The organism is Akkermansia sp. BCRC 18949 (assembly GCF_045011645.1).
Classification (GTDB): Bacteria; Verrucomicrobiota; Verrucomicrobiia; order Verrucomicrobiales; family Akkermansiaceae; genus Akkermansia; species Akkermansia massiliensis.
The window spans coordinates 2,081,827-2,094,304 of sequence record NZ_CP123619.1; the positions used below are offsets into that span (position 1 = coordinate 2,081,827).

A 12,478-nucleotide genomic window follows, 5' to 3' on the forward strand; every position below is an offset into this window, starting at 1 on the left:
TCTTTCATGTCCCTGATGCGGAACAGCCTGGTAGCCTCCGGCGCCATTTTCGCCTGCCGCCTGACAGGCATGGCCAGGGAAATCGTGTACACTTCCCTGTTCGGCGCTACGGGAGTGCTGGATGCCTTCTATACGGCCTTCCGAATCCCCAACCTGTTGAGGGACCTGTTTGCGGAAGGGGCTCTCTCCCAGTCCTACACCAGCGTAGCCTCCAAAACACGGGAGGCGGAAGGCGACGCGGCCGCCTGGGAGCTGACCAACAAGGTAGCCACCCAGCTTTCCACGCTGATGGTCGCCATCGTGACGCTGGGAATTCTTTTTGCCGGCCCCGTTATGGAGGCCCTGTACAGCGGGGACCATTCCCTGACGGACCAGTTGTTCGCCACGGACCTGAGCCGCATCATGTGGCCTTTCATCGGCTTCGCCTCCCTGTCCGCCCTCGTCATGGGGGCGCTGAACATGGTGGGGGTTTTCGGATTGCCCATGCTGGCTTCCGCCGCCTTTAACGTCACCTCCATCCTGTTCGGCCTGCTGATCGGGTACTTCATTGACCCCTCCTTCGGCCCGAAGGCCCTGTACGGTTTTGCCTGCGGCGTCACGATCGGGGGGGCGGCCCAGATTGCCGTGCAGCTCCCCAAGCTGCGCAAAACCGGCTTCCGGTGGAAGCCCAACTTCCATTGGGACGATCCCCGCGTGCGCAAAATCTGGGGGCTGATGCTCCCCTCCGTGCTGGCTTCCGGCGTCACGCAGTTCACCATCTTCATCAATACGGGCTTCGCCCTGGACCTCCAGAAAGGCTCCGTCACCGCCCTGACCACGGCGTTCCGCCTCTGGCAGCTTCCCGTGGGTCTCTTCGGCGTGGCGACGGGCATGGTGGTCCTCCCCGCGGTTTCTCGCATGATGGTGGGAGACGGCAGGAAGGAAGTGGCTGCCCACATCGCCAAAGGGCTGCGGCTGGTGGCGTTTTTTGCGGTGCCCGCGTTCCTGATCCTTTTCATCCTGGGAACCGAATTCGTCTCCTCCGTGTACCAGTGGGGCCGCTTCAACCAGGAGGCGGTGCGCTATACCGGGGAGGTGCTGGGCGCCTATTCCCTGGGCCTGCTGGGCTACGCCGGGACCAAGGTGGTGCAGCCCGTCTTCCTGGCCCTGGAAAAACGCTGGGTACCCCTGATTGCCGCCGCCGTGGCGCTGGCCATCAGCATCGGCCTCAACTACTACTTCGTCTACGGGCTGCATAAAAATGCGGCGTGGCTGGCGCTGACCACCTCCGTGGTCACCACCTTCAACTTCCTCTTCTACTTCCTTTACCTGCGCCGCCAGCTGGGCGGCGTGGACGGACGGACGCTGGTTTCCGGCCTGGGCCGCATCCTGGCGGCGGGAGCCCTGCTGGGGGCCGTATGCTGGGCGGGTAAAACGTGGTTCCTCCAGGGCTTTCTGGACTGGTCCTTCCCGGCCAGGCTCCTGGGCATCTCCCTGGTCTGCGGCTGCGCCGGGATCGTTTACCTGGCGGCGGCCTTCCTGTTCAAGACGCCGGAACTGGACGCGGTACGGGCCAAATTCATGAAACGCTGACAGTGAAACTTCCCTTCCGCGAGGGGAGGCGCGCGCTCCGCAAGAAAAAGAATGGCCTTCACAAGCATTCTCCTTGCCAGGGGTGCGCTCAGTGAGTAAAGTTTTTCCGCCTGTGCGGGGAATAGCCTGTTTTCCGCCAGGGCATCAAAATTCTACGATCGCACCACAACAATGGACATGATTTCCCCCAGCATTGCTGCATTGACCCCTTCCCTGACCCTCAAGGTGACCAACCGGGCCAAGGCTATGAAGGCCGCCGGTGAAGAAGTTTACGGTTTGGCAGGCGGTGAGCCGGAAATGGACACCCCTGACAACATCAAGCAGGCAGCCATTACGGCCCTGAACAACGGAGCAACCAAGTACACTCCTTCCGCCGGGTTGCCCGCACTCCGCCAGGCCATTGCCGACAAGCTCAAGAGGGAAAACAATCTGGAATATGATCCCAGCCAGATCACCGTGGGCGCCGGCGCCAAGCACGCCTGCTTCAACGCCATCATGGCGACCGTCTCCGAGGGGGACGAAGTCATCATCCCCTCCCCGTACTGGGTCAGCTATCCGGAAATGGTCCGCATGTGCGGCGGCATTCCCGTCATTGTGGAAACCACGCCGGAAAACGGCTGGAAGCTCACTGCGGAACAGTTTGAGGAAGCCATGACCCCCCGCACCAAGATGGTCATCCTCACCACGCCGAACAACCCGACCGGAGCCGTTTATTCAGAAGAAGAACTGCGCGCCCTGGGAGAAGTGGCCCTGAGCGAAGACATCCTCATCCTGGCCGATGAAATCTACGAACACCTCGTGTACGGAGACACCAGGCACGTCAGCATCGCCTCCCTGAGCCCGGAACTGTACGACCTGACCATCACCATCAACGGCTTCTCCAAGGGCTACGCCATGACCGGCTGGCGCATGGGCTACTCCGCCGCTCCGGCCCCCATTGCCAAGGCCATCCAGATGATTCAGGACCACACCACCTCCAACGTCTGCACCTTCGCGCAGTACGGCGGCATTGAGGCCCTCACGGGGGACCAGAGCTTCATCAGCGACATGCGCGACGAATACGACATGCGCCGCCAGTATGTCCTGTCCCGCCTCAACGCCATCCCGAACGTCAGCGTCGTGGAACCGCAGGGAGCCTTCTACTTCTTCGTAGACACCAGCAAGCTGGGCCTCACCTCCCTGAACCTGTGTGACAAGCTTCTGGAACGCTACAAGGTGGCGGCCGTTCCCGGCATCGCCTTCGGCAATGACAAGGCCATCCGCATCAGCTACTGCACCACGCTGGACATTCTGAAGGAAGCGCTGGACCGCTTTGAAGAATTCTGCAAGGCGCACTAAGCATCGAATACTGATTTTTCCAATCTTCAGGACCGCTTCATGAATGAAGCGGTCCTTTTTTATTCCTCATGAGAAGACTTTCCGCCCCTTCATGAAAAATCGGAATTCTTGCGCCAGCAGGAAGGTCACCCGTCCGCAACGGGATGGCAGGGCCCCTCCGCGTCCGCCAGCTGCGTTCCCGGCGTTTACCGTGAAAACCCGGAGACATCTGCCGTTCTCCATAAGCCGGAAAGCCTTTCCGGGAGGACCGGCAGAAACAAAACACCCGGCAAGAGCGAACCTGCCGGGTGGAAGAAGAGACGTGAATACCTTCGTGCCTAAAAGCTCCGCGTATACCCCAAATTGATCGTCCAGGGACGATCATATTTGTCTCCGTAAACATATTCGTAGTCCAGGTGCACCTGATCGCGGGCGCTGAGCTGCCATGCCACGCCGCAGCCAACCATGCCGCGGGTTCCATCCGTATTCGGACGCCACTGGTTGCCGGCGGCCTTTACTTCACCGCCATTGCTTGCCTGCTGCGTAACACCGGTTTTCACGTAACTCTGCACCAGCTGGCTGCCTCCGTTGACGCTCCATGTGCGTCCGGCTCGCAGGCGTCCGGCAAATTGCCAGATGTCGGCTGCGCTTCCCGCCACCTCCAGGCCCTGGTTCGTAACAATATGCGTGGAACCGGAATGAAGCCATGCGATTTGCACGGATGGTTCCAGGAACCATCCTCCGGAGCTGCTCCACTGCCGCCCGGCTTCCATGCTCATTCCCAATCCCCAGTTGTCATAGCTGCCCCGTTCCGTGCCCCCGGGCTGGACCGCGGTCCATGCGGCATTGTAGCTCATTCCCTTGAGAACCGCGTCCGCAAACCACCCCCTGCTGTGCAGCCATGAGGCGTAAAGGCCTCCGTAACCGCTGTCCGTGCTGCCCTTGCTTCCCCAGCCGTCATGGAAGCGGCGGTCACTCCGGCGATATCCTCCGAAGAGACCGGCAGCCAGCATGCTGTTTCTCCCGGATGCAACAATCCAGTCCGCGCCGCTGTCCGCCCCATACTGGTATTCCGTAAAGCCGCATACTCCGGCGATGCCCAGGTCCGTGTCCGTGCGTCCGGAAGCCGTGCGCGCCCAGTAGTGCCCCCTGGGCGCCTCTCCGGCGTTCCTGGCCTGTTGGTCCTGCTGCCTGTAAAAGTCCGCTCCCATGCGCAGCTCTCCCATGCGTTTGGAGAGGGTGTCAAGCTGTTCAAACCATCCCGTACTCATGCAGCCAAGCACATTGAGCAGTACGCCGCCCAGGTTGTTGTAGCCCTCCGGCGACAGGTCGTATCCATTACCTGTGGCGTTGAGTTTAAGGCCGTAGGAGTAAAAACCCGCATCAAGCGTTCCGGTAAAGAGCGTTGCCGCATTACTGTCTTCCGCCAGACTGTCCCATGTGATCATGTCGTGTATGAAGGACGGGGAGGAGGGAATGCCGCCTTGCAGGATGAAATGAACCGTGTGCGTGCCGGAAGCCTCCCCGGCGATGGCGATGCGGTCGCTTGTTCCGGCGGCCAGGTTGATGTTCATTGTAAAGGCCTGCGATCCGGAGAGGGAGCCGAGCTTCAATGTGTCACGGCCGCTTCCTTCAAAGGCTACATGCCCTCCGTCGCCCTTCAGGCCTCCTGAAAACTGGAAGTCCTGCCCTGTGCCCGTTGTATTGGCCAATAGGAGCGTTCCGGTGTTGGCAAGGGCCGATTCCACCTGTGCGCTGGTGAAGACATACATGGCGCCCGTGTTGGAGAATGCCTGGCCGCCCTTGAGCAAGCCTTGCAGAATAAACCCTTTGCTGTTGGTTTGCGTAGTGGCGGCCGTGTCAAATGTTGCACCTTCCTTGACCTCCAGGATTCCGGCGCTGAAGAGGTTGTCCGCTCCGGCAGTGACCAGGCCGGAGTTGATGAGGGTTCCCCCCGTGTGGTTCGCAGCGGAGGTGATGGTGATGCCGGCCGCATCGCTGTTCAGCTGCAGCGCGCCGCCGCCTGTAATCCGGGCAACGAGCGTCCGGTCGCTGTCCGGATCGGCCGGAGCGTCCAGAACCCAGGTTTTCCCATCATGGATGTTCAATTCCTTGAGTCCGTAGGTGAGGTGGATCCCCGTCTGGCCGCTGTGCTCATTGGTGCCGGCTACGGCAATATAGCTGTAGGTCGCGGTAACGGTATCCTGGTAGGTAACTTCGCGTTCCTCGCCGCCGGTGATGGCCTCGCCCGTATCAGCATCCACCAAGTCCAGAAGAGTTGTATTCGCGACGTTTCCGGCTTGTACCACCAGCAGGGCGTCCGCATTGATGGTGCCGTCCAGAGCCAGTTCCTGAAGATCGCGGTCCAGGAAGCCCGGCTGGGGAGCTATGTGGTCCAGACTGTCTTTCAGACCGGAGACGGCCAGCGTGGATGCCGACGTGATGTCAAGATTGCCGGAGACGGAGAGCTGGTGTTCCAGCCGGGAGGCGTCACCGTCCACCTGGACGGTAAGCGTTCCTCCGGCCAGATGCAACTTGCTGATGGAAAAATTTTCCGTGACGGAGAGTTCGGAGCCGTTTCCGAGCCGCAGGGTTGCGGTGCCGAGCACGGTTTGTCCTGTGGCGTCCGGACGGAGCCGGGTATCAGTCAGGGCGATGGTTCCGCCAAATCCGGTCAGCGAATCCGGGAGGGTGATGGAGCCTGCGGACCGGATGTCCAGTGTGCCGGAACCTGTGATGTACGCGCCTGTGCCGGTCCGAATCTGTTCCATGTCGTTAATCAGGATGCTGCCTTCGTTGAGCGCAACTCCGTTCGTGAACAGATTGGTTCCGGTATTCCTCAGGTCAAGGACTCCCTGTCCGGTTTTGAGCATTGCGTCGGAAGCTGTGACGTTTCCGTTCAGCAGGAGCGTGCCTTCGGTGTCTACCGTGCCGTTGAGGACGATCGAGGCGGCGTTGATCTCACTGACGGCGCCTTTGCTTCGAAGAGTGGCTCCGGCATTAAGCGTAAAGGATGTTCCCGTATCCGTCATGCTCCCCGTGCGCCCGAAAACGACTCCGTCCCTGAGTTCCAGCGTGCCTCCGTATACCGTGGTCTTTCCCCGGAAGTTGTTGTAACGGCTGGCAACCAGATGGGCGTCCGTACCCTGATAGCGTGTTCCGCTGAAGACGACCGTGCCGGAAGTGTCGTGATCAGTCCCATTGTCATCCGTATACCGGTTGATCGCGAGCGTTATAGCGTACTCCCTCCCTGAAGTGATCGGGTCGTCAAACTGGATGTTCCGTCCTTCCCCGGCAGCCAACTGCAAGGAGCCCAACCTTTCAACATGGATGGCGTTGGCTGTTCCCCCGTCTACGGTAAACGTTCCGTTATCGTTGCGCGTGAAGGTTCCCCCTGTCATATTGCCGCTGAAAAGAACGTCGTGGGTCTGCGCCAGGAATTGCTGGGTGGCGTTGGTGCCGAAATTGTTGATCAGGATGGCTCCCCCTGCCGTGGGCGCGTAATTGTTCGTAAAATTCGCCCCGTCCTGAATGGTCAGCTGCTGATTCTTCAGGTAAATCGCTCCGCCACTTCCGGAAGACGCCTGAATGTAATTTCCGGTGAAGGAAACATCGGCTCCCAGAGTGCACGCCCCCCCTGAAGACATCCAGATGGCACCTCCGTCACCGGATGATGCGAAGATGTAGTTGCCCGTAAAGCTTGCACCCGCCCCAACGGTGAGGGATGCAGGGCCTCCATTTGCCCGCACCGCAACCGCCCCGCCGGCTCCTTTTCCCGTTCCGGCGGCCAAGATGTAATTCCCGGTGAAGACGGCTCTGTCTCCCAGTGTGACGGAGGCGTCTCCAATCGTGATGTAGGTACTGATCGCCCCCCCTTCACTGGCTGCTCCGTCTGCCGAGGTGGAAATATGGTTGCCGCTGAAAGTCGCGCGGTCTCCCAGGGTAATGGAGGTGGCGTTTCTATCGGCGCCTATCGCTCCTCCGTAGCTGGACTTGCCGGCCTGGACATAGTTGTCCGTGAACGTGGCGTCATCGCCTATTTCAATGGAGGAGGAACCGCCCTTGGTAAACATTGCGCCACCCCCGCCGCCTGCTTTGTCTGACGCCAAAACATAGTTGGCATGGAAAACGGCGCCGTTGCCCAGAGTGATCCGGGCATCGTTGGAGAACGCCAGAACTGCGCCTCCTCTAACCTCTCCGCTTGCGGAAGACGCGTAATTTCCGATGAAAACGGCATTGTCATCCAGCGAGACTGAAGCGAGACCTTGACCCTGAATGGCAATCGCGCCGCCGCCCGGAGCGGTGGAATCATCATAGATTCCCGTATTGTTGCGGAACGTGACTGCTCCGGTAAGATTCAGAGTGGCATTGCTGCCGAATCCCTCCACACGCAGGACCCGGTTGCCCGCATTCTCCCAGATGATGGAATTCATGTCAGCGCCATGGTCTCCTTTCTTCAGGAAAAACATGGGAGTTGTCCCCAGCCCAGCCAGATCCAGCGTGCGCGCTGCCGCCGTGTTGTCAGACTGAACGTTAATGAGAAGATTCAGGCCTCCGGTCAGCGTGGAGTCGTCGTTATGCAGGACTACCGTGTCGTTGGCACGCAGCAAACCGGACGCCCTCAATTCTTCCAATGTGCCGTACAGGTTGCTGCCCGGCATGGCGGACTGGGTGTTGTTCACCGTGTAGTCCGCACCGGATGCGGCCGGGAAGGTGCAGATGAACAGGCCCGCAAGCACGTAGCGGAGCAAAGAGGAAGGAAGATGTAGTCTCATGGTATTGAATGGATTTGGAAACGGATTAGTCGATTTTGAGCAATTTTCAGAAGTTATACGCTTGAAAGGCTATATTAGGCTATGACTGGGGAATCGGCAGCTGCGCGCGCAGCAAAACAGGATAAGTTTAGCAGGAGATAAAATCGTGACGCTGAATGGTTCATGGATATAAATGTCATGTTTTCCAGTAGGGAATGAATGCAAATTAGCGGATTTCCAATCCGGAGACAGGGCCCATGCGCCAACGGCTTGAAAGAAGGCTCCATCCCTGGAACGGGAAATAATATCAATGCAACTAACCTATAACATTTTGACGACAAGCTTTTTGGTTCCTTGAAAAATCCTGATGGCAACAGGAAGAATAGAAAAATTCCCATCTGTTTCTTTCCCGGATGCACGTCTTCCGTCCATTCAAATTTTCTGTCTATGGTCCAAATAATTTTGTATTAAATGCTTTTTTTCAAATTTATAGCTTGTCTCCGGATTGGAAATCCGATTTTGATACAAATAATTGATTGTGAGATTCATAGAAATCGCTTCAACACTGAGGCAGAAAGAAACAATGAAAATGAAAGCAAAAGGGAAAAAAGGACTTACAGCGCAAACCCGGCGGCCGCGCCATAGCCCCAAGCGTAAAATCAACGAAGAACTCATCAAACTGGTTAGGGAGCTCCGAAAGGTTCGCAACATTGGAATCCGGCTGCTCAATGTGAACTTCTTTTGAAGCAGGGGAAGGAAAGTCATTCCCCATTCAGCCTATTCAGACAGACCGTTCTTTGCAGAACCGGAGCTTCCCCGGCTCAAAAAACTGATGGATTGAAGGACAAATTATCCCGTTCTACCAGAATGCAGACAAGATACGGAAAGAAGCCGGACGTGCTGAAGGAAGCGCTGGACCGCTTCGAATAATTCTGCAAGGCGCACTAATCGCCGACTCAGCTACTTCTCACTTTCCAGGGACCGCCTCATTCATGGAGCGGTCCTTTTATTCTTCGGGGAAAGGCTCGCCGTCCCCCTGTGACACCCGGCACCAGAATCCCCCGTCCAGCTCCGGCATCAAAGGCTTATAGCCGTGCTGCCGCAGAAAAGAATCATCATCCCGTGAACTGGTGTGGATGATGTCCGGTATGCCCTGCTCAATGTAATCATACTGCTCCCTGACCATTTCCTCCGACGGGAAGTTTTGAAGGAACCAGTATCTTCCGCACGGCTTCCAGTCCCAGGTAATGCCGAAGCCCCTGTCCAGCCAGCCCAGATACAGGACGGAGGCTTCGGAAAAAGAGGCCAGCCGTTCCCGGACGGCGGGGGAATAAAACTCCCTGCCATTCCAGACAAAGTCTCCTTTCCGGACGGCGCCCGTCAGCCCGGCAGCCACTCCGGCCCCCGTGAGGCAGGCGATTGCCAGCGTTGCGGCCGCCATCCGCGGCATGCGCAGGGAAAAGCGCCGTTCCGCCCGGGCCACAAAGAAGATAGTCACCCAGATCATCATGGGTGAAAGGATGGAATTGTAATAGTAGTTGTACACGCTGAACATCTCTACCTTGAAGAAGATATACAGCAGGGCCGTAAAGAGGAGCGCCTTTTGCGTTTTTAATTGACGCCAGCCCGCTATCGCCAGAGCCCAGATGACGGCCACCCACATCAGTACGTCGGACAGGCAGCGGACCGGAGCCGGCCTGAGCAGCCTGGCCCACCATGTGGTATCCTGGGACACCGTTCCATAACGCACGGAGCACAACAGGTACTCATTCATCGCTTCTTTCCAAACACCGTTGGATACCAGCCAGGCCGAACAGGGGACAACCACGGCCAGGAAGCCGGCTAGCGCCACCCCTAAAGCCACCGCCGCTTCTTTTCTCCGCCCGTTCCACCACAGCCACAGGCACAGAACCCCGCCTAAAGCGCACACGGGAAAGGCTATGGAGAACTTCATCATGGAGGCTGCCCCGGCAAATACCCCGGCCGTGCCGAACAGAAACAGCAGGCTGCGCCTGTCCCGCATCCGGAAATACCGGACCAGCCCGTAAACCACGGCCGCCATCCCCGGCCAGCACAATTCCTCTACCCCTCCCCCGCGCTGGAAGGGAAACGAATCAAACAGAAACAGGCACAACAGCATGGAAGCCAGCAGGCTGCCGCGCTGTGACAGATAAAAACGCGCCGTCCCGCAAGCCAGCAGAAGCGTCGTAAAAAGGGTTACGCACTGAATGAGGAATATTCCGGCAAATGAATGCCCGTCAATCCACGCGGCGGCATAATAAATCCAAACCAGCAGGGGCCCCTTGCTGTCCGCCATTTCCACATAGGGGAGAAGCCCGTGAAGCAGCCCCCGCCCGAACATGAAAAAAATGGAAGGGTCCGGAGATGGATAAAAGGAGTACAAGGGAGAGGTATCCGAACACGCTCCAATCACGATAACGGACCAGATAAGAAGCGTCAGCGGGATTTTCCACCCCAGCATAGCCATGGAATCATTTTTCCCTGTCATAGGTTGGGTAGCAACAAGTGGGATTGTGCGGATTACAAATCCGAACTAGATAGGCAACAATGCGAATGTAAGAAGAATATTCATCATATTCAAGCATATATGACAATTTCTAACAAATATTCTTCTTGTTAAGAATATCCGGGGAAATAATGGGTAGAGTTGGAGAAATGCATTTGATATGAAAAAGTAGTATTGACTTCGGATTTGTAATCCGCAACAGGCCGTGACACGGAAATGTACGCCATGCCTCGCAACCGGGTTGCCCTGTCCGGAAAGGCATGATTAAATGAATCTTATATGAATACCCCCGTTCTCAATGACAACCTGCGCGCCGCCACGGAAGCCCTTTGCAACCTGCTTGCCAAGGAAGACCAGGTTGTGGCCTCCAAGGCAAAAATCGGCCTCTTTTTCCAGAATCCGGAGGCAACCAAGCTTTTTGAAGAAGTAAACGCCTACGGAGAAGAACTGCGCAACAAGCACCTGGCCGGCATGCCCCCCACGGAAGAGGAAATCTCCAAGTTCGATACCCTGCGTGAAAACGTGGTCAAGAACGATGCCGCCCGCGGCTTCCTGGAAGCCCGCCAGACCATCGATGAACTCCTGAACACCATCAATCATTATCTGGGCATGTCCATCGACCTTGGCCGTGCGCCCACTCCGGAAGAAATCGAGGAAGCCCGGCAGCGCGCCATGAGCGCCCAGACTTCCTGCTCCTGTGGCGGCAGCTGCGACAAGGAAAGCTGCGATTGCGACGGCAATTGCGACCACGACCACGATCACAAGGACGGGGGCTGCGGCTGCGGCAACCACTAAAAGCGATCTTTCAACCTTTCGTCAAACGGCTTCACTCCCAGGTGAAGCCGTTTTTCATTGACGGCATGCGTCAACGCCGCCCTTCCAGGACATGTACGTATCCAGTCCGGCACACGCCCTGGCCTGAAAACCGTCAGGGGCTTCACAAGCCTTTGCGGCAACCGGAAAAACTGAGCGCCAGCGAACCAATATCAAAAATTGCGGCCCATGACCGCATATTCTCTCAGATGCCGCAGAAGCCTGCGGCGTTCCATAAAGGCTTTTTCAAAAGAGGGCCGCATTTGCACGCCGCCTGCATTTTCCCCACCCCGCTTTCTTCATCAGGACGGGCAAGACGCTTGAACGGGAGATGGGCCCATGTTAGCCTCATTCTAAGGAATCATGACTTTTTCCAACCGCCCAGCTTCCGCTTCCCTGCCGTTTATCAAAACGGATTTCCCGTTGTTCCTGGCTCCGATGGCCGGAGTAACGGACCCCATTTTCCGCACCATCTGCAAGGAACTGGGGGTTGACGTCATGGTGACGGAGTTCGTCTCTGCGGAAGGCATTCTCCAGGCATGGGAGAGAAACCGGAGGTACACGAAGATAGAAGACGCGCACCGCCCCATAGGCATTCAGCTTTTCGGCGCGGACGGGAACCACATGGGAGAGGCCGCCAGAATAATCCTGGACCATGAGAAACCGGATTTCATCGATATCAACTTCGGCTGTCCGGTCCCCAAAGTGGTGGGCAAAAATGGAGGGTCCTCCCTGCTGAAAGACCTTCCCCTGCTGGCCTCCGTGGCCGGAGGCGTGGTGAAAGCCGTGGGCGACCGCATCCCCGTCACGGCCAAAATACGCATTGGCTGGGATTTCCAGAGCCTGTGCGCCATGGACGCGTGCCGCCTGCTGGAGGATGAGGGAATTTCCATGATTACCATTCACGGGCGTACCCGTTCCCAGCAGTATTCCGGCACGGCCAACTGGGACATCATTGACGAATGCGCACGGGCCATGTCCGTGCCGGTCATCGGGAACGGGGATATTTCCACCCCGCAGGCGGTAGCGTACGTGAAGGAAAACACAGCCGTCAGCGGCGTCATGATCGGCCGGGCGGCCATGGAGAATCCATGGATTTTCGGAGACGCCAAATATTATCTGCTGCACGGAGCCATGCCTCCGGCCAGGGATCCGCAGGAAAAGACGGACCTGATCCTGCGTCATGCCCGGATGGCCCTGGAGTCCCGCCATTACGGGGACGAACTCCACACCATGCGCCACATGAGGTCCCGCATTCTGGCTTACACGAAGGGGTTTCCGGGAGCCAAGGAAATGCGCTCCCGCCTGGCTCGCGTCTCCAGCATGGCGGAGCTGGAAGACCTGCTTTCCACCCTTCCCCGCCGGCGCTCCTTAGAGCGGGAAAAATCCCGCCCTCCGGGAGATTCCGCAGGCCCGGCAAGCGGCATGGGAGGAAGGCCGTCTTCCCCTTCCCCCTCCGCACCTGAAAAAAAATGCCCTTTTGAGGGAAGCTAAG

General features: G+C 57.8%; 6 protein-coding genes. 4 read left to right on the plus strand and 2 right to left on the minus strand.

All coding sequences use genetic code 11. From position 1 onward, the window contains the following. The first annotated feature begins 6 nt into the window (after positions 1-6). Both murJ and P8A25_RS08710 read left to right on the plus strand, forming a co-directional pair. Positions 7-1,572: a murein biosynthesis integral membrane protein MurJ gene (gene murJ / locus P8A25_RS08705; protein WP_215442250.1), complete on the plus strand. Its 1,566-nt coding sequence runs from the start codon at positions 7-9 to the stop codon at positions 1,570-1,572. A 171-nt stretch (positions 1,573-1,743) separates the two neighbouring features. Next, positions 1,744-2,910: a pyridoxal phosphate-dependent aminotransferase gene (locus P8A25_RS08710; RefSeq protein WP_102722538.1), complete on the plus strand. Its 1,167-nt coding sequence runs from the start codon at positions 1,744-1,746 to the stop codon at positions 2,908-2,910. A gap of 317 nt (positions 2,911-3,227) precedes the next feature. Here the strand turns inward: P8A25_RS08710 and P8A25_RS08715 are convergent, their stop codons facing one another. Both P8A25_RS08715 and P8A25_RS08720 read right to left on the minus strand, forming a co-directional pair. Continuing rightward, positions 3,228-7,664, minus strand: coding sequence for an autotransporter outer membrane beta-barrel domain-containing protein (locus P8A25_RS08715; protein WP_215442249.1), 4,437 nt, complete (start codon positions 7,662-7,664; stop codon positions 3,228-3,230). Between the two features lie 985 nt (positions 7,665-8,649). Beyond that, positions 8,650-10,152: a glycosyltransferase family 39 protein gene (locus P8A25_RS08720; RefSeq protein ID WP_215442248.1), complete on the minus strand. Its 1,503-nt coding sequence runs from the start codon at positions 10,150-10,152 to the stop codon at positions 8,650-8,652. Positions 10,153-10,449: 297 nt separating this feature from the next. Between P8A25_RS08720 and P8A25_RS08725 the strand changes: the two genes are divergently transcribed. Together P8A25_RS08725 and dusB are read left to right on the plus strand one after the other, a co-directional pair. After that, entirely contained in the window at positions 10,450-10,965 is a 516-nt protein-coding gene (locus P8A25_RS08725; RefSeq protein WP_022396637.1) for a YlbF family regulator, read from the plus strand. A 381-nt stretch (positions 10,966-11,346) separates the two neighbouring features. Continuing rightward, positions 11,347-12,477: a tRNA dihydrouridine synthase DusB gene (gene dusB, locus P8A25_RS08730; protein WP_251827956.1), complete on the plus strand. Its 1,131-nt coding sequence runs from the start codon at positions 11,347-11,349 to the stop codon at positions 12,475-12,477. Position 12,478: the final 1 nt, after the last annotated feature.

Excerpts from the sequence above, each read along its gene's own strand:
- P8A25_RS08725 (WP_022396637.1), top strand. The coding sequence starts at position 10,450 with ATGAATACCCCCGTTCTCAATGACAACCTGCGCGCCGCCACGGAAGCC.
- dusB (WP_251827956.1), top strand. The coding sequence starts at position 11,347 with ATGACTTTTTCCAACCGCCCAGCTTCCGCTTCCCTGCCGTTTATCAAA.
- P8A25_RS08715 (WP_215442249.1), bottom strand. The coding sequence starts at position 7,664 with ATGAGACTACATCTTCCTTCCTCTTTGCTCCGCTACGTGCTTGCGGGC.
- P8A25_RS08710 (WP_102722538.1), top strand. The coding sequence starts at position 1,744 with ATGGACATGATTTCCCCCAGCATTGCTGCATTGACCCCTTCCCTGACC.
- P8A25_RS08720 (WP_215442248.1), bottom strand. The coding sequence starts at position 10,152 with ATGACAGGGAAAAATGATTCCATGGCTATGCTGGGGTGGAAAATCCCG.
- murJ (WP_215442250.1), top strand. The coding sequence starts at position 7 with ATGTCCCTGATGCGGAACAGCCTGGTAGCCTCCGGCGCCATTTTCGCC.